The following is an 18,798-nucleotide window of genomic DNA, read 5'->3' on the forward strand; positions in this document are numbered from 1 at the left end:
GGGCCCGGCCGGCCTGGAGAGAAGATTATGACAGCGACCAAGGTAACGCCCCTGAACCCGGCGCCTGAACCCGAGCCTGCGGTGGATGAAGCCGGCGCTGGTGCCCGGCGTCCGGTCCTTGAGGTGGACGGCGTCAACAAGGTTTATGGCAACGGCACCGTGGCCCTGAAAGGCGCGGATCTTACCGTACGGCAGGGGGAATTTGTCAGCCTGCTGGGCCCCTCCGGCTGTGGCAAGAGCACGCTGTTGCGCATCATGGCCGGCCTGGGGGAGGTGTCCACCGGATCGGTCAAGTGGTGGGAGCAGGACTACAACGTGGTGGGCAGCAAGGGTCGCAAACTGGCCTTCGTGTTCCAGAATGCCACCCTGATGCCCTGGGCCCGGGTTCGCAAGAACGTGCGCCTGCCCCTGGACCTGGAACACGCCGGCAAGTCGCCGGAGGTGGACCAGAAGATTGACGATGCCCTCGACATGGTCGGACTGAAAGGCTTTGACAACAGCTTTCCACGGGAGCTGTCCGGCGGTATGCAGATGCGGGCCTCCATTGCCCGTGCCATGATTACCGAGCCCAACCTGCTGCTGATGGACGAGCCTTTCGGCGCCCTGGACGAAATGACCCGCAACAAGCTCAACGACGACGTGCTCCGGCTCTGGAAGGCCAAGGGCTGGACCATCGTGTTCGTTACTCACAGCGTCTATGAGGCGGTGTATCTGTCCAGTCGCGTGGTGGTGATGGCGGCCCGACCGGGGCGGATTGTGGATGACATCGCCATTGATGAACCGTACCCGCGGTCCCCCGACTTCCGGGTATCGACGGAATTTGCCGGCTACTGCCGTCAGGTCTCCCAGGCCCTGGAACGTGCCAGCGCCATGGGCGAAGACCGCAAGGAGGACCAGGCATGAGAACTCCCCTGATTCGCAATGAACGCTTCGTGCAGATTGCCGCGCCGGTTCTGGTCGGCGTACTGGTACTGTTGGTGTGGCAACTTTCGGTGATGGCATTCGACGTACCCAAGTACCTCGTGCCCAGTCCGGTGGATATCGGCCACTCCCTGGTGAACGATTTTTCCTCCCTCTTCAATGCGCTGCTGATGACCCTCAAGATTACCTTCCTGGCGTTTGCCATTGCGGTCATCCTGGGAGTGGCGGCGTCATTGCTGTTCGTGCAGAGCAAGTGGATCGAGATCAGCCTGTTTCCCTATGCCGTGTTGATGCAGGTAACGCCGGTGGTGGCCATTGCGCCGCTGATTATCATCTGGGTCAACGACACCACCTGGGCGCTGACCATCTGTGCGGTGATCGTCGCCATCTTCCCGATCATTTCCAATACCACCCTGGGCCTGCGCAGTGTCGACCCGAACCTGCTGAGCATGTTCCGCATGTACCGGGCCAGCCGCTGGCAGGAGCTGATTCGCCTGCGGATACCGGGCGCGCTGCCATACTTCTTCGGTGGTCTGCGCATCAGCTCAGGGCTGGCACTGATCGGGGCCGTGGTGGCGGAATTCGTGGCGGGCACCGGGGGCGCCAAAGCAGGGCTGGCCTACATGATCCTGCAGTCCGGCTATAACTTGCAGATTCCCAGGATGTTTGCCGCCCTGATCCTGATTACTGTCACCGGGATCCTGCTGTTTGCGCTGATGGTCTGGATGTCTGACAGGGCCCTGCGTAACTGGCATGAGAGCGCGCTGAAGGTTGAGCATTGATCATGTCCCGGGTCATCGCCCGGCACGCTGCTCCATCAGTCGGGCTATGTCCAGCAACAGCTCGCGGTCTTTCTGGAGGAGGGACACGAAGACAGCGTTGAGGGCGACCTGGGAGGTGTCCTGACTGGCCTTTTGATCGCCCGTTGCCAGGAAGATGTCCGCTACGGAATAACCCAGTGCGCCGGAAATGCGATACAGCAGCTCCAGGCTGGGGTTGGCAAGATCCCGCTCGATACGGGACAGGTTGCCCACGTAGGACCCGGTCTGTTCTGCCAGTTCTGACAGGGTAAGACCCTTCTGTTTCCTGAGTTGGCGTATTGCCTGACCTAGATTCATGGTGCCATTGCCTGCAACGAATGCGCATTTATCTCTTCAATAATGCATGGAGCGCACTTATTGCGGAAAACTATGCATTCATTAAAAAATACTATTAAACAGGTAAAATAATCTCAGGTTTTGAAGTCACCAGGCAAGAGGGATTGCGGTTAGTTGCAGGGTAATTGATGTGTATCACGCTTCGGTTGAATGGCGGATAAGCTGACAGGCATCGCTCACCGAAACAGGCCTCGACAGATAAAAGCCCTGTACCCGGTCACAGCCCATCTCTTCCAGCATAGTCAGCTGCGAGGCTGTTTCCACGCCTTCGGCGGTAACCAGCAGGTCAAAGGCCTTGGCAATCAGCACCACGGCCTGCAGCACGGTTTTACCAGTATGGGTCTCCAGTTCATCGGTAAACGACTTGTCGACCTTGAGCTCATCCACCTGCAGGTTCTTGATATAGCTGAGGGAAGAGTAGCCGGTGCCAAAGTCGTCGATGGCGACGCTGACGCCCGCGGCCCGCAGTGTGGCCAGGTTATTGGTGACGTTGGCATTGGGCGTCAGGAACACCCCTTCTGTCAGCTCGACCTCCAGCAGGTGCGGACTGAGTCCTGACCGTTGCAGCTGGTCCAGTATGAAGCCTGCCAGGTCCGGACTGGAAAAGTGTGGCGGGGTGATGTTGACCGCAACCGGTAGTGGCCTGTCGCTACTGGCGGCGACGTCCTGAATGGCTGCTATCGCTTTGCGGATCACGTAGCGGTCGAAACGCTGCCCGAGTTTGGCGTGCTCCACCAGTGGTACAAATTCCGCCGGTGAAATGGGACCCAGCTCCGGATCATTCCAGCGGATCAGTGCTTCGAATCCCGAGATGCGACGTGAGGGTATGGCGTATTTGGGTTGCAGGAGGATGTGCGGAATGCCTTCTTCCATCGCCCGTTTCAGCGCCTGTTCGATGTCGAGGCGGCGGCGAAGCTGACTGTGCGACTCCTTGTTGAACAGGGCGATTGCTTCCCTTTGTGTCCGGGCGTCTTTCATGGCCGATTCGGCCAGGTTCGGCAGGTGCTGGATATCATCGCTGTCGCCGGGATAGAAGGCCACGCCCATGGCCGCGTCGATAGACAGGGTTTCGCCGTCCACCTGGAGGTTCCGGCGGATGCCGGAAGCCAGGCGGCCGGTGAGGTTCTTTACCTCCCTCAAGGTGGAGACCGGAGCAGCGACCAGGAAGTCATCGGCCCCGCTCCTGGCAATCAGACAATTCTTGCCGGCGATGGTTCTCACCCGTTTGGCAACCTCCCTGAGCATATGATCGCCGGCCTCGAACCCATGTTTCTGGTTTACCAGCCCGAAGTTGTCCAGGTCGATGTGAATCAACGAGCAGGTTGACTCCGCTTCGGCCCAGGCGGGCAGCGCAGCCATGAACGCCTGCTTGTTGTAGAGGCCGGTCACCGTATCGAAATTGCGGAAGTAGTTCGCTTCGCGCCGGGCCTCCTCCCTCTCGGAGATATCGACACCAAAACCCTGGAGTTCGATGCTGTCACCGTTGCCGGTGCCTGGCCGGGTAAAGGTCCACTCCACCTGCGGGTTACCGGGCGGCGCCGCCATGGTCATCTTCACGGTAAGCTGCCGGACACCCCCGGACGTGAACAGCTGGGTCAACAGGTCGCGGATGGCGGCCTCGTTGTCTATCGCGAACTGATACAGGGGGGTGCCGATGAGTTCCCGGTGGGATTTGCCGAGGCAGTCCATGAATGAACGGTTAACGAAGGTGATGTTCAGGTCCGAGTCAACCCGGCAGATCATCTGGGTCTGGCTGTGGACGATATCCTTGTAGCGTTTCTCGGCCAGTGCCAGTTTCCGTAGTGCCTCGTGGTAGTCGGACAGGTCGTGGCAGATACCGATAAAGTGCTTCTCATCGTGGTGCCAGGCTTCGCCGACGGACAAGTGCAGGGGGAAGCGGGACCCGTCCTTCCGTTGTCCCACCACATCACGGCCGATGCCGATGATCCTGGCCTCGCCAGTGCGCAGGTAGTTGTCGATGTAGCTGTCGTGGTTCTTCGCGTAGTGCTCGGGCATCAGCATGGCGACATTCTGGTCCAGCACTTCAGCCCGGGTGAAGCCGAACAACGTCTCTGCGGCCTGGTTGAAAGAGCGTATACGTCCCTGGGAGTTGATAGTAATGATGCCGTCGACCGCAGCGTTAAACAGGGCGCGATTCAGGTTGATGGCGGACTGTCTTTCAAACCCGTTTTCGTACTGTGCAGAGAGGTCGCGGCAGACGCACACGAGCCGGCGGTATTCCGGCAGTTGCGTTTCACCGATTTCCAGGGCCATGGGGAATTCCGCTCCCTGGCTGCTCCGGGCCACAACCCGATAACAGGAGACGTTGGAAGACGTCCCGCCATTACCCAGTTCCGCCAGGCGTTCCCTGATCTCCTGGTCGTAGCCGGCGGCGAGGAGTGTTGTCAGGTGAGTGCCAACACAGGCGCTGGCCTCAACCCCGAACAGATTCCCGGCTGCCTGGGAAAGGTGTTCAATGTGCCCCCGGGTATCGACCATGATCATGGCCTCCGCGGTGGCATCCATCAGGTCCTGGGTGACGTCCCCCATCCGGGTTATGTCATTCATGGATCAGCTCCTGCCGTTAGCTGAATGACGGGCTGCTGTCGCCTGATGGATCCGTCACTGGTCCGGGAGTCGGTGAATGAAAAACAGGAGCGTAGGTATCACTCAAGAAGAGCTGCCTGACTTCCCCGACCTGCGATCCGTTCGATGCCGGCGACTCACGACAGTATGGTTCAGGATGTGCGTTCTGGAAAATATTTAATGTCCTGATTGCATTTTGTGGGCTCTCGATCTGGACGGTCGGGCACGGCCTATTGAGTTCTGCGGTTCAGTCACAGATGATTGTCCGCTGTTGTCGACCAGGAGCCGCAGGTTGTATGGGCTGCCCATGCTATAGGTCGTAATGACATCCGGACACGGGTACCGCAGGCTTCCGCATCGATAGTCAGCTATATTGCTACGCTCAACCAGAATGACGTATCTCTATCGGATTCGTCCTTTGCCCTGAATGGGCCCCGTTATATGTTTGCGAGTGTGTTATGCCGGTGCCTTTTTCAGGTCGTGTGGAGTTTACTGGGCAGTGGCGAGCCGGTCTTTTCCGGTGCCGTTTTACTATGGCCAGGGTGGTTTTTCTGCTGATCGTCCTGTGCCAGGTGGCAGAGGGCCATGCCGCCACGTCAACGTTGACACTGGGCCCCGATCTTTCCTATCGGGTCATTGCCGAGGACGGCAAGCCCCTCTCGTTTCAGGAGGTGAGGCAGAAGTTCGAGGAAGCTGACGCCGGCCCCTATCAGACGGACATTTTCTCGGCCGGATACTCAGACACCACCTACTGGCTGACTTTCCACCTGCCACAGAAGGCCTTCGCGGAGGGGAAACGGTTGCTCCGGCTGGCCCCGACCTATCTGGATCATGTGCGGGTGCACTACCGGGAAGTGGCCGCCGGCGATGCACCGTGGCGCATCTATAACACCGGTGACCTGTCTCCCATGCCGCGGGGAGACCTGGATTACCGGTTTGCCGTTATCGAACTGCCGGTTCCGGATGCCGGACGTGGCTATGAGTTCCTGATTCGCGTCCAGAGCACCAGTGCCACGCTTTTGCACGCAACCTTCTGGAGTGAAGCGAGCTTCGCCAACTCAACGGCATCCGCTGACAGTTTCTGGGGCTTCTATTTCGGACTTGCTATCTTCTCTTCAACTTTTGCTTTGTATCTCGCACTGGTGTTCTCAAGCCGACTTTTGTGGGCGGTGTTTTCATTTTCTGTGAGTTACGTGCTGGTTGCCTGTATCCAGGGCTACATTGACTGGCTGAGTCCGCTGCCATCACTGCACCTGCAACACTATCTGACCAGTACTTCGGTAATGTTGTCGTACCCCGTGCTGATCTGGATGGCTGCCGAGAGTATCCGCCTCCGTGAGCATCTTCCGGTGCTATACCGTTATGTCACCCGGACGGCGTTCGCCATGGCGTTTATTCTGCTTAGCATACCCTTGGGTTTTTTCGGTCAGGGGATGGCGATACTGGTCTCCATCTATCTTGTCCTGGTGTTGGTTCTGCTGGTTTCTACCGGTTATGTGATCTGGGTAGAGCGTTTCAGACTTTCCACGCTGCTACTGGCAGCGGGGCCTTTGATACTGATGGGGGTCAGTGGTATCGCCTTGTCATCGGCATTCGGGTTTATCAGGTTCAATGCCAACATCTATCTGATCTGGCAATACATGCTGGTGGTTAATATGATGTTGGCGATAGGCATCACGGTGGCCCGGATTGTCGGTCAGAAACGGGAACAAGCGGACAAGGAAAAGCTGGCCCTGGAGCTGGATATCGAGCGGGAAGCACGGTTCCATCAGCGGCAGTTTATGGGGCTGGTCTCCCATGAGTTCCGCACGCCGCTGTCGATCATTTCCGCGACACTCCAGAATCTTGAGGGGGGCGAGGTACAGAGTGAGGCGCTGGCGATGCGGTACCGCAAGATGAGCCGCGCCATAGACCGCTTGATCCAACTGACCGATAATTGTCTCGCCGATGCACGCCTGGCAGCACAGTCGTTATATGTGGATCGACAGCCCACACTCCTGCATGTTCTGGTTCATTCTGCGGCTGCGATTGTCGGCCTCTCTGAACGGCACCAGCTCCGGGTGACCGTGGACGGATTAGATCGTTCCGACACCGAGGTGTTCGGGCCGACGGTGCTGGTAGATACCGCCCTGATGAAGATTGCCTTGTCCAATGTTCTCGATAACGCCGTAAAGTATTCGGAGGGCGGCGTGGTACACCTTGACTGCAGGACTGGCCGGGAGAGACTGACGATGTCGGTGATTGATCAGGGCTGTGGCATATCGGAATCGGAAGCCCCTTACGTCTTCGAACAGTATCACAGGGTGAGTGCCGGTGGCGGCTCTGGAAGGCAGGGCGTAGGGCTGGGGTTATTCGTTGCGCGACAGATCGCGGAGTCCCACGGCGGTAAACTCGAACTCACCGATTCCGGGGCGGAAGGGTGTCGCTTTGAGTTTACGATCCCTTTCAGGGAAGAAAGTGACCGGGTGCAGTGATCTGGCTGCCCCGCAAGCGTAACCGTTGCCCCTGATCGACAGTGAACCCTACGGAGGAGGGATGGTACTTCAATGAATGTTTCAAAGCCGGCAGTGGCGGTGATCGAAGACAATGAAGACCTCCAGGAAGAGTTGGTCTTTTTCCTGGAAAACAGAGGGTACAGTGCCTGGGGCGTGAACAGCGCTGAAGCATTCTGGAAGCAGCTGCATGTTCAGGGCACCGATATTGTCCTTGTCGATATCAGCCTGCCGGGTGAAAACGGCTTCCGTGTGGTTGAGTACCTCAGGCAGATGGACCGTCACGGGCTGATTATTGTCTCGGCCCGGGGAGATCAGGAGTCCAGCTCAAAGGGACTGGAGCTGGGGGCGGACCTGTATCTCGTGAAGCCAATCAGCTTTCCGCACCTGCTCTCGTCCATCGAATCCCTTTGGCATCGCATGGTTAAGCACAATGATGCTGCAGCTGGTGACAATGCCCGGAATCCGGTTCGTGCCGGTCAGTGGAAGGTGGACCCTGTCGCGAATACGCTGGTCGCTCCGTCGGGCTCAACGATCAGGCTCTCGCATCAGGAGTACGCCCTGATGGCTATCCTGCTTCAGTCCCCCGATGTGGTGATGTCGAAAGAGTCTCTGGGCGAGCAGATGTTCCGGCATGACAATGAACCCGATGGTCACCGGATTGATGTCATTATGAGCCGGCTGCGGAAAAAGGCCCGCGAGCAGAAGCTCAGGCTGCCCATAAACGCGATATTCGGGAAAGGCCTGGTGTTTGTCAGCAACGGAGCCTGACAGTCGTAATGGTTATCATTTTGGGACGGCAGATCAAGATTTTACAACGGTTAACAAGAAAAGACAGATGCCACCCCTGTTATCGAGAGTTTTGAGAGTTTTGTGAGTGGGGGGGCGTAAGCGTCTCGCGTAGATTTCCCTGTAAGCCTTTTCACCCCCTGCGGGTAAAAACAACAGGACCGAAATCTCCGATGTTCTCCAAAAAAATTCTCGTTGCTTGTATTTCCTTCGCCGTCGCCGGTTGTTCCGTTTCCCCTGAGCAAATCAGTCAGCAGGAGGTCAGTCGTGTTGTCGACTCTGACGTCAGCCAATTGTCAGAGCACCCTCCGGTAACGCGGCCTGTCACGCTGGAAGATGCCATCGCCCGCGGCCTGCTGAACAACCGCGACAAGCAGCTGAAGGCCCTGGAGGCCGCCCTGGCCCAGGGGCAGATTAGCCTGGTACGCCACGAAATGCTGCCCAGCCTGACCGCTTCGGCCGGCTACTCAAGGCGCGACGAATACGCCGCCTCCGCCAGCGTCAACTTTACCGACGGGGAGCCGGATGCCCTGGGGTCAGACCCTTCCTATTCCATCTCCCAGGAGCGTGAACGGTACACCTCGGATGTGACCTTTTCCTGGAATGTTCTGGATTTCGGGCTGTCCTACGTGCGCGCCAAGCAGCACGCCGACCGCTACCTGATTGCCAAGGAGCGCGAGCGCAAGGTCGTTCACAATATCTCCCAGGATGTGCGTGCGGCATACTGGCGGGCGGTTTCCGCCGAGCGCCTGCTGGTCAAGATCAATCCTCTTATCGATCAAGTGAACGAAGCTCTGGGCCAGTCCCGGGAAGTGGAAAGCCGCCAACTCCGGTCGCCCCTGGAAGCCCTTTATTACCAGCGGGAACTGCTGGATATCCTGCGGGCGCTCCAGTCCATCCGGCAGGATCTCATGGGTGCGAGAACCGAGCTGGCCAGTCTGATGGGGCTCAGGCCCGGAACCGCCTTCGAACTGGCCGACGTCGAGGCGCCTTCCTTTGAGGTACCGGCCTTCCAGCTGCAGCTTGAGCGCATGGAAGAGCTGGCGCTCAACCAGCGCCCCGAGCTGAAGGAAACCCATTACCAGAAGCGGATTTCCGCGGCTGATACCCGGGCGGCCCTGATTGATATGTTGCCTGGCATCAATCTGACAGCCGGTATCTATCAGGACAGCAACGACTATCTGCTTAATCAGGACTGGACCAGTGTGGGCGCGCAGGTCAGCTGGAACCTGCTCGATGTGTTCAAGTACGGGGCAGAGCGTGACCTGGCCGAGACCCGGGAGGCACTGGCCGAACAGCGTCGACTGGCCACGTCCATGGCGGTACTGACCCAGGTCCACCTGTCGCGGATCCGCTACCAGCAGGCCGTCAAAACCTTCGACCTTTCCGATGATTACCTGCAGGTGGCGCGCCGTATCGGTGAGCATACCGAAAACTCGGCCCGCGCCCAGCGCTCTTCAAAGCTTGACCTGATCCGGGAGTCGCTCAACACCGTGCTGGCAGAGCTCCGCCGTGATGTCGCCTACGCCGAGGTACAGAACAGCTATGGTCGTCTGTTTGTGACCATCGGTATGGACCTCGTGCCGGAAGCGTACAACGGGTTGTCGATAGACGAGCTTAGCCAGCAGGTGGGGACACGATTTGAAGACTGGAAATCAGGCCAGATGACCCCGGTTCCCGAGGCGCCCCTGCCCGAGTCAGGCGCGGAGAAAGGTGTCTGACCATGAAAATTGCCGCCATGTTGATCGCTTTCGGGGTCGGTTGCTCGGCTGTCACGCCGGCTCTGGCCGAGTATAAGGCCAGGGCGGTGGTTCAGGCGGTCAATCGCGCCGAGCTGTCCAGTGAGCTGGCCGGCAGAATCACCCGCCTGCCGCATCGTATGGGTGATGCTTTCAGCAAAGGCGACGTGCTGGTCGGTCTGGATTGCCGGCTGTACGAGGCCCAGGCCTCCAAAGTGGCGGCTGAGCTGGACGCCGCCAAGGTAAAGCTGGAGAGCACGGAGGAGCTGAAGGAACTCAACGCCATTGGCGATATGGACGTGGCCCTGGCGGAGTCGGAATACGCCCAGTCCAGGGCGGAGCTGTCTATCGCCCGGATCAACACGCGCCGGTGTAATGTCCAGGCCCCGTGGGATGGTCGCGTGTCCGAGCTTCGGGTCAGCCGCCATGAAAACGTCCAACAGCAGCAGCCTCTGATCATCATTGTCGATGACTCATCACTGGAAGCTGAAGTGGTGGTCCCGGCTGCCTGGCTGGCCTGGCTTGAGCCGGGCCAGGAGGTGGAGCTTCGGGCTGAAAGTCTTGGGGTGACAGCCGAGGCCAGGGTTTCTGCCATTTCCCCGGCCATTGATGCTGTCAGTCAAACCGTTCTTTTACGCGCGACTCTGTCGCCGGATGCCGCGCTGGTGCCTGGTATCACCGCCACTGCGGTCTTCCTGCCAACGTTATCGAAAGATCAATAAGAAAGGACGCCTGTCCTCTCGTGGAGAATAGCTATGAGTAACCGTTTCCCCCATGCTCTGGAAAAATTTCGCCGCAAGCCTCTGATCACGGCGCTGGAACCACGGGTGCTGCTCGATGGCGCTGCTCTCGCTACCACGATGGAGATGGCGACAGACGTTGATCATCAGGTAAGCGATTCCCAGGCCACAACTGAGTCGATGGTCCACTTTGCCGCCCCTGCACCCACGGGTGGTGACGCCAGCCAACGTCGTGAAATCGCCTTCGTCGATCGGGGAGTAGAGGATAGCCAGGCGCTGGCCGACGGCCTTGGTGACAATGTCGAGGTGATCTACCTGGACGCCGACACCAACGGCCTTGAACAGATGGTTGCGGCTCTTGAAGGGCAGCAGGGTATCGATGCGGTGCACGTGCTGTCCCATGGTGATGTCGGCGAACTGAAACTGGGCACACTTACGCTCAACGGCGATAACCTCTCAGACCATGCCTCAACACTGGAAACCCTTGGCCAGAGCCTGAGCGAATCCGGCGATGTGATGCTGTATGGCTGCTATGTGGGCGCAGATGACAGTGGTCGCCATTTTATAGACGCCTTTGCTGGCTTGACCGGCGCGGACGTGGCCGCCTCCGATGACCTGACCGGGGCAGCGGCTCTCGGCGGGGACTGGAACCTGGAGGTGGAGAGCGGATCCATCGAAACCAGCGGCGCGGTTGTTGCGGAGTACAGCAGGACACTCGCTCCTCTGGTGGTTTCGAACCTTTCTGATCTCAATTATGTGGAAGGCGACGGGACCGTGCTGATCGATGGCGATGTGGCTATCGGCGGCAGCACTGACTACACCGGTGGCTATATTGACTTCGCCATCGATAGTGCCACCACCGACGAGTCGCTGGGTTTTCAGACCGATAATGCGCCTTCCATCGTTAGCGGTCAGATTTCTATCGTAGGCTCGACGGTATTTCGTGGCGATGGCACCAATTCCGTCGTTATCGGCAGCGTCGATGCCACCCTGAACGGCCAGAACGGTCAGCCATTACGCATCAACTTCTCCAATGCGTTCGAGAACGGCGACTTCCAGGATGGTACTGACGGGTCCACTGTCATCAAGGGCTGGACGTCCGTCCAGCAAAGCGTCCGCCTGGATGGAGTTGATCAGATAGCAGGCCAGAATACGCCGATTGACCAGACCTACACGAACGAAAACCTCACCGATGCCAAAAATAATAACGGTGGTCAGCCTATTTACGATGACACCAGTGGAGGGTCTTTCACTAAGACTGCAACGCTTTCCAGTTATGACGCAACAACGGCTGATGATCTCGCGATACGCATGAACACCGGTGAGTCCTCCATCAGTGAGGGCTATGGCGTGATACGGGGGCCGTATGTGTATAGCGATGGGACAGTCTCATTGCAGGCGGGTGACTCGGTATCATTTGACTGGAAAGCGTTGAGCGGTGGCGACGCCTATGATGCCTACGGCTATATAATTGACGTCAATACCGGCGATACGATAACCATTCTGGATTCCACTGGTAGCAGCTCCAACCAGGAAACCAATTGGGCCAACGAGGTTATTACCATCGGTCAGGGAGACGAGGGCGTGTATCGTTTCGTCTTTGTGGCAGGCTCGTATGACTTTACTGGCGGGCGCCTGCTGGGTGGCGAGCTGATGATCGACGACATCCAGGTCACTCAGGCCAATCCGCCCGGTTCCGTTGGCGATTCAGACATAACCTCAATCTCTCAGCGTGTTACCTATACAAATACGGCTGTTGACCACCAAACCCTGACCCGCAATCTGACGGTATCCGTTAGGGATAAGGCTGGAAATACCGGCGCAGACACAAGCACGATCAACCTTTCCGAGCAAAACAACGCCCCAGCTTTCAGCGGAGACGCCAGTCTTACCCCGGTGGCTGAAGATACGGCGGCTCCATCCGGAGACTCGGTCGTGAATCTGTTCGGGGCGCTGTTTTCCGATGTTGATACCCAGTACGAGCCCAGGGACGACCTGGCCGGAATCGTGATCACAGGTGACGCCAGCTCCGCCTCGGAGGGGGAATGGCAGTACTCGACCGATGGCAGTACCTGGTATTCGGTGGGAGCCGTATCGAATGACGCTGGCCTGTTGCTTTCTGGCAGTTCCAGCCTTCGTTTCGCCCCAGCTGCCGACTACAACGGCACTCCGGGCAGCCTCAGTGTCCACGCGGTAGATAGCTCCAATTCAGCCATTACGTTCACCAATGGCCTAACGCGCGCGACGTTCGACACCCTTGCCACTAATGCCACTGGAGGAGTATCTGCCGTTTCAGCCGGGTCGGTCAGCCTGGACACCAGCATCACCCCTGTAAACGACGCTGCGGCTATTACCAGCAGCCCCGTGACGATTACGCACACTGATACGGCTACCAACGACAGCTTCGGGGTGGTCAACGGCACGGTGACGGCCAGCGATGTGCACGGCAGCGCCCCCAATGAAAATGGAACGCTGAGCTTCAGTCTTCTGGGTGGCACGGTCGGCAACGGCGAGTCCGTTCTGGCGGGCAGTTATGGCTCGCTGACACTGAACACCCTCACCGGCGATTACACCTGGACCCCGGACAGCGCCGTGATCAACAGCCTGCCGGCAGGCAGTCGTGTAACGGACAGCTTTACCGTTCAGGTGTCGGACGGACAGGGCGGGCTTACCGATCAGACCTTTACCGTCAATGTGGACCCGGCCAATGACACACCCACGGTAACGACCCCGGCTGACATCAATATCACCGAAACATCCGGGGCGACGATCGTTGGCACCATTGCCGATACCCTGCAGGCCAGCGACCTGGATACCGGCGCCGCTCTGGTTTTTGCGATCAAGAGCGCTTCGGGCTCCCTCCAGTCATCCAATGGTCAATTTGGCAGGCTGGAGCTGGATTCTGGCACCGGCCAGTACACCTTTACCCCGGATCTGGCGGCGCTGAACGCCCTCGACAGCGATACCACCGAGACCTTCACCCTGGAGGTGAGCGACGGTACCGATACGGTTGAGACAGCGCTGAACATCAATGTCACCGCGGCCCCGGACACGGCTGCCAACTATGTGGAGCAGGGCTCGGCCATCCCGGTGCTCGACGACACCGCCATCGATACGGACCTGTCCTACGGTGGTGGTTACATCGATTTTGACCTGGATAGCAGCCAGGGCACTGAAACCCTGGGGCTACAGCGCGTGGCCCAGGCGGATACCACTGCCGGGGCCGTCAGCATCGTGGATAATGCGGTGTACCTGGGCGACGGCAACGCCGCACGGGTGATCGGCCAGGTGGACAGTGTCCGCAACGGACTGGATGGCCAGCCGCTGAGAATCAATTTCAGCGTGGATTTCGTCAACGGCAGCTTTGAAGACAGTTCCGCTGGCCGCGTGACCTCGACGCTGGGTGAAAAGGTGGAAATCACCGGCTGGACGGTCGTCAATGACCGCGTCACCCTGGGGGCGGAACAGCACTACGACTATGTGCAGGACAAGTGGATCGACAACACCATTGCCGGTCTGGCCACTCCGGAGGACACCACCTATCCCACCGGCAACCTCAACCGCACGCAGCCGGATTCCGGCAGCATCGGGTCTGAAGCGACTACGGACAATGGTGGTACCAACCCGTACGCCGGTGGCATGCAGGACTTCGGTAACCTGGATAGCCAGAGCTACTACTCCAATATTGCCTCAGGCACTGTGTCTAATGGTGGTAGCGGCAACTCACTGCAGATGGGTAGCCGCCTGAATTCCGAGGCCGGATATGAAGTGATCCGGGGTCCATACGTCCACAGTACCGGTACGGTCAGTCTTGAGGCCGGGGACGAGGTCGCCTTCAGCTGGAAAGCTGAGGGAGGCGGTGATGCCTACGACGTATTCGGCTACATCGTTAACGTCGAAGACGCCAGCGACTACCAGGTCATCCTGGATGCCACCGGAAACAGTCCCCGTGCCCAGACGGCCTGGGCCCGTGAGTCAGTGTCGGCGGACAGCGCGGGTGAATACCGCTTTGTGTTCGTCTCCGGCACCTTCGATGCGACCGGTGGCGAGGTCCTTGGGGCCCAGTTGTACATCGATGACGTTGAGGTTCAGCAACAGAACCCGGCCGGCAACATCGGTTCGGATGTTCTGCAAGCCCTGGCGCGTCAGGTTACTTTCGCCGACAGCTCGGATCTTTCGGCAATCAATGGCACCGACAGCCGTGTTCTCAAGGTAACCACTGCCACGGGCGGGGATTCTCCTGAAGTTCATACCAGTGAGAAGGCCATTGCCATCGGCGAGGTGAACGATCCGGTTGCCCTGGATACCCCGGCCACGATTCGCTACACCGACACCGCGGCCATCGACAGTTTTGTCGCCACGTCCGGGCAGCTGAAGGCTACCGATGCGGATGCCGGAACCACCTTCGAGTTCGGGCTGGGCGGCAATGACGTAACCATCGAGAATGGTCTGGTGACGCAGACCGGAGCGTACGGCACGCTCAGCGTGGATTCCACCACTGGCGAATACACCTACACGCCGGATGCCAGCAAGCTGAATGCCCTGGTTTCGGATGCCACGGATACCTTTGTCGTGCGGGTAGCGGACGGCAGTGGTTCTTCCGACGAGCAGACCCTGACGGTGGAACTGCAGGCGGCCAACGATGCGCCGCTGCTGGGGGGTAACGCTTCTACTCCTGTCTTTGTGGAAAATGGCGCCCCTGTCCAGGTGGATGCGGGCATCACCATTGCCGATCCCGAAGGTCTGCCCTTTGACGGTGGCAGCCTCACGGTCTCCAATACCGGTGGCGGCGAATCCTCTGACCAGTTGTCCGTGCTGGCCCTTAACGGCGTCAGCCGTGACGGGGCTGAGGTGAGCGTGGGCGGCGTAGTGGTCGGTCGCATCGACAGCCATTATAACGGTGACAATGGCAAGGCGCTGCGGATCGACCTGAATGGCAACGCCAATGCGCTGCAGGTACAGGCACTGGCAAGGGCCATTGCCTTCAGCAACGATACGGACACCGTCGGTGAGTCGGTTCGCGATTTCCACATCGAAGTCAGCGATGGCGGCGGTGCAGAAAAGCCGCTGTACAGCAGCCGGTCCGCCCAGGTAGAGGTTCAGGCGATCAACGATCTGCCGGAAATCACCCTGTCCGACAACGCGTATGTGGTTGAAAAGGTGGTGGGCACCAACCCGGACGGCCGCATGCAGCTGACTGGACTGCAGGTCAGTGACGCCGACCATGATACGCTGAGCGTCACGCTTGCCACTTCGCAATACGGTTCCTTGACCGTGCTGGATAATGTCCCGGGCGGGCTTGCCCCAGCACAGATTAGCGACAATGGCAGCCGGTCCCTGACCCTGACCGGCACCCAGGCAGCGATCAATGCAACGCTGGCCGCCTCCCTGGTGTACGAAGCGGGAAGCGGCAATGACATCGTGACCCCTGGTGCAGACTACTTGCAAGTGACCGCCCGTGATGCGGCCAACGGCGAAACCCTGGCCAGTAAGCTGGTGACTGTGGTGCCGGCTGTGCCAAATGCCGACAGCGCGGCTCGGGTGGCGGCGGAAGATGCTGTGATCTCGGTGAACCTGCGTGACCTGGTGGCGGATATCAACGACAACGCTGGCTATTACGAGCTGGGAACAGGCACTGCCGATCAGACCGATGGCAATGATCAGGTGATGGCACCGGGCAGCCTGTCCGCTTTTGATCCCGCACGCCTTATCTATGCCGATCACGATATCGATGGCGATGGCGACATTGACGCCAGTCAGGCGATCGGTTTCCGGCTGGATCACGGACAGCTGATTCTGGGCAATGACGAAGTCCTTGAGCAGGTCAACGGCAACTGGCGAATCCCCGGGGACGCCCTGGCCAACCTGACCTACACGCCGGATGCCGACTGGTCGGGTACCGAACAGTTCGTTTACCAGTACACCTCAGGCGATGGCAACCGGCAGTCCCATATTGCCGAAGTCGCTTTCTATGTCACCGCCGTGAATGATGCGCCGGAGCTGGAGGCGCCATCCGCCCAAACCGTTAATGAGGACACACCGCTGGTATTCTCGGCGGCCCAGGGCAACGGTATCGGCCTGGCGGATGTTGATGCGCAGGGCGGTGAGCTTGCCCTCAGTCTCAAGGTTGACCGGGGTACTCTCAGCCTCTCCGGCGAACAGGGTCTCACGGTGCTGGAAGGCAGCAATAACAGCGGTCAGATGACGGTGAAAGGAACCCTGGCGGACCTGCAGGCGGCCCTTGAGGGCCTGACCTACACCGCCATGGCGGACTACCACGGGCAGGATATCCTGGCCGTCACCCTGGACGATCTGGGTGGCAGTGGTGATGGCGGTGCTGCCTTCGCCACGGATCAGGTCAGCCTCACGGTCGCGCCGGTGAATGACGCGCCCCAGGTGGGTGTTGTGGATGCCAGCGGTTCCGTTCAGGAAGACGTGGCTACCGTCACCGATAACCCGAATACCGTTGAGGTTGAGGGAGGATCCTTCCTCGTCGATAGCGGCGCCATAACGTTCAGTGATGTGGATGTGAGTGATAGCTCAACCGTAACCTGGACTCTCAGTGACGGAGGCATTCGCTACAGCAGCGGCGTTGAAGGCACTGCGGCTTTCGAGGCTGCATTGGCCGGCGCCCTGAAGTTGTCAGGCGATACCCGGGGTCAGCAATTCGGTACCGTGAACTGGCAGTTTGCACTGGACAACAGCCTGGCTCAGTTTTTACCGGAGAACGGATCCGCTGAGGCTGAATACACCCTGACGGTCACCGACAGTCAGGGCGCGACAGCGAGCTCGACGGTGACCCTGACGATCACCGGTACGAATGATGCACCGGCTTTAGCAGCTGACGTGGCAAACGACATTGCAGAAGTGGCGGGTGATTCCAGTACCCAGAGTCTCGGCGATAGCGGCGTTGTCCGTTTTGATGATCTCGACCAGACCGATGTCGTGGATGTCAGTTTTGTTTCCAATAGCGATACTGCCTGGAAGCGTTCGGATGGAAGCCTGGTTGAAGGCTTGCCGACTGACCTGGCCAGTACGCTCGTTGCCGGTTTCAGTACCGGAGCCAATGGTCTGCCGAACACCGGCCAGATCGACTGGAGTTATGAGGCTGCCAATCTCGATCTGGACTTTCTCAATGCCGGTGACACTCTGAGCTTCAGCTATACGGTCACAGCGAAAGACAGCCAGGGCGCCAGTGCTTCGGAGGTTGTCAGGGTCACCGTGGTCGGCACCAATGACGCACCGGAAGTGGCCCGTCAGTTCACCAGAGAGGACAGCAACGTTCAGAAAGGGGCTGACTACCGAGTGGATGTCGGCACCCTGTTCACGGACAAGGACAGTAAACTCAGTGGCGAAAGCCTGGGCTACAGCGTTACAGGCCTGCCGCGCGGAGTTGTCTTTGATCCGTCGACCAATACCATCAGCGGAAAGCCCTCCGAAGCGGGCGTGTTCACAATCACCGTGACAGCCGTTGACGCCGAGGGGGCCACTCTCTCGCGGACCTATGGGTTGACCGTAACGGCGGTCGTCGACGGTGACACACCAACCACCCCTGGTGAGACAAATCCGCCACCAGCGCCTGACACCACCTATCAGCCTGTGGATGTTGGCAGCGTCGCGTCCGACGGCCTGCCAGACGGTCTGGTCGGTCAGGTTGAATCCGGTGACCCGGCAGACAGCAGCGGGTTCGTCTCCAGTGAGCCGGTAACGGAACGATTGGAGTCCCCGGACACGGACGGTGAACTCGGAGAACCGGTCGAGGAGTCAGCTGAATCCGGAGCCCGGCCGGGTGAGCGGGTGCTGCTTGCAGAGGAGGGAGCCCTGGTTGTCCAGAACCAGAACCCGGATGGCAACACCACAACCCGGGCCTCGGTGGATGTGAATGTGGGTGACGACGGCCAGGTGGTGTTCACGGACGTCCAGCGGGAAGCCTTCAGCACCGTGAGCCTGTCGGTGGCGAGCATCGGGCGTACATCCGACGCCACCATCGAGATTGATATCGAGGACACCAGTCCCAATGCCAGTGCCCAGCAATACAGTGGCAGCCTGGCCGGCGGTCAGAGTCTGCCGTCCTGGATACAGGTGGACCCATCCACCGGCTCGGTGACCATTGATAATCCCCCGGCCGGACAGTCGAAGGTGGACATCCGTGTTCAGGCCATTGGCAGCGATGGTCAGGTGCGGATCCTCGAGCTCAAACTTGATCTGGAGGAGTTGCTCAGGCGCCAGCAGATGGATGCCCAGCCGGAGGCAATGGTCCCGGACGATGTTTCCGCGTACCGACCCCTGGCAGACCAGCTGGAAGCTGAACTGGCGTCCCGGGATAACTATGGAAGCCGGCTTGTGGCGATGCTGGGAGCCTGATCGGGTGCAA

Annotated in this window: 9 protein-coding genes; 7 read left to right on the top strand and 2 right to left on the bottom strand. The window is 59.2% G+C overall.

Going from position 1 to position 18,798, the window contains the following annotated elements:
* Window positions 1–27: 27 nt before the first annotated feature.
* Both ACFOZ5_RS18020 and ACFOZ5_RS18025 read left to right on the top strand, forming a co-directional pair.
* Complete coding sequence (locus tag ACFOZ5_RS18020) at window positions 28–903, top strand: ABC transporter ATP-binding protein (protein WP_379889935.1); 876 nt, start codon at window positions 28–30, stop codon at window positions 901–903.
* Complete coding sequence (locus tag ACFOZ5_RS18025) at window positions 900–1,703, top strand: ABC transporter permease (protein WP_379889937.1); 804 nt, start codon at window positions 900–902, stop codon at window positions 1,701–1,703. The genes ACFOZ5_RS18020 and ACFOZ5_RS18025 overlap by 4 nt, the downstream gene beginning before the upstream one ends.
* Window positions 1,704–1,715: 12 nt before the next feature.
* Here ACFOZ5_RS18025 and ACFOZ5_RS18030 read toward each other — a convergent pair whose 3' ends face one another.
* Together ACFOZ5_RS18030 and ACFOZ5_RS18035 are read right to left on the bottom strand one after the other, a co-directional pair.
* Entirely contained in the window at window positions 1,716–2,039 is a 324-nt protein-coding gene (locus ACFOZ5_RS18030) for a helix-turn-helix domain-containing protein (protein ID WP_379889939.1), read from the bottom strand.
* 174 nt (window positions 2,040–2,213) lie between these two features.
* On the bottom strand, window positions 2,214–4,646 hold the full coding sequence (locus ACFOZ5_RS18035) for an EAL domain-containing protein (RefSeq protein WP_379889941.1): 2,433 nt from the start codon (window positions 4,644–4,646) through the stop codon (window positions 2,214–2,216).
* Between the two features lie 551 nt (window positions 4,647–5,197).
* On the opposite strand from ACFOZ5_RS18035, the gene ACFOZ5_RS18040 reads away from it, so the two are divergent.
* From ACFOZ5_RS18040 to ACFOZ5_RS18060, 5 genes are all read left to right on the top strand, one after another.
* Entirely contained in the window at window positions 5,198–7,138 is a 1,941-nt protein-coding gene (locus tag ACFOZ5_RS18040) for a sensor histidine kinase (RefSeq protein ID WP_379889943.1), read from the top strand.
* A gap of 72 nt (window positions 7,139–7,210) precedes the next feature.
* Entirely contained in the window at window positions 7,211–7,927 is a 717-nt protein-coding gene (locus ACFOZ5_RS18045; protein WP_379889945.1) for a response regulator transcription factor, read from the top strand.
* Window positions 7,928–8,118: 191 nt separating this feature from the next.
* Window positions 8,119–9,666: a TolC family protein gene (locus ACFOZ5_RS18050; protein ID WP_379889947.1), complete on the top strand. Its 1,548-nt coding sequence runs from the start codon at window positions 8,119–8,121 to the stop codon at window positions 9,664–9,666.
* A 2-nt stretch (window positions 9,667–9,668) separates the two neighbouring features.
* Complete coding sequence (locus tag ACFOZ5_RS18055; protein ID WP_379889949.1) at window positions 9,669–10,406, top strand: efflux RND transporter periplasmic adaptor subunit; 738 nt, start codon at window positions 9,669–9,671, stop codon at window positions 10,404–10,406.
* Window positions 10,407–10,439: 33 nt separating this feature from the next.
* Complete coding sequence (locus tag ACFOZ5_RS18060) at window positions 10,440–18,788, top strand: DUF4347 domain-containing protein (RefSeq protein WP_379889951.1); 8,349 nt, start codon at window positions 10,440–10,442, stop codon at window positions 18,786–18,788.
* Window positions 18,789–18,798 lie beyond the last annotated feature (10 nt).

The organism is Marinobacter lacisalsi, assembly GCF_042651045.1.
Lineage (GTDB): Bacteria > Pseudomonadota > Gammaproteobacteria > Pseudomonadales > Oleiphilaceae > Marinobacter > Marinobacter lacisalsi.

What these genes read in the sequence shown, in the direction of transcription:
- ACFOZ5_RS18020 (WP_379889935.1), top strand. Translation starts at nt 28, where the DNA reads ATGACAGCGACCAAGGTAACGCCCCTGAACCCGGCGCCTGAACCCGAG.
- ACFOZ5_RS18025 (WP_379889937.1), top strand. Translation starts at nt 900, where the DNA reads ATGAGAACTCCCCTGATTCGCAATGAACGCTTCGTGCAGATTGCCGCG.
- ACFOZ5_RS18030 (WP_379889939.1), bottom strand. Translation starts at nt 2,039, where the DNA reads ATGAATCTAGGTCAGGCAATACGCCAACTCAGGAAACAGAAGGGTCTT.
- ACFOZ5_RS18035 (WP_379889941.1), bottom strand. Translation starts at nt 4,646, where the DNA reads ATGAATGACATAACCCGGATGGGGGACGTCACCCAGGACCTGATGGAT.
- ACFOZ5_RS18040 (WP_379889943.1), top strand. Translation starts at nt 5,198, where the DNA reads ATGGCCAGGGTGGTTTTTCTGCTGATCGTCCTGTGCCAGGTGGCAGAG.
- ACFOZ5_RS18045 (WP_379889945.1), top strand. Translation starts at nt 7,211, where the DNA reads ATGAATGTTTCAAAGCCGGCAGTGGCGGTGATCGAAGACAATGAAGAC.
- ACFOZ5_RS18050 (WP_379889947.1), top strand. Translation starts at nt 8,119, where the DNA reads ATGTTCTCCAAAAAAATTCTCGTTGCTTGTATTTCCTTCGCCGTCGCC.
- ACFOZ5_RS18055 (WP_379889949.1), top strand. Translation starts at nt 9,669, where the DNA reads ATGAAAATTGCCGCCATGTTGATCGCTTTCGGGGTCGGTTGCTCGGCT.
- ACFOZ5_RS18060 (WP_379889951.1), top strand. Translation starts at nt 10,440, where the DNA reads ATGAGTAACCGTTTCCCCCATGCTCTGGAAAAATTTCGCCGCAAGCCT.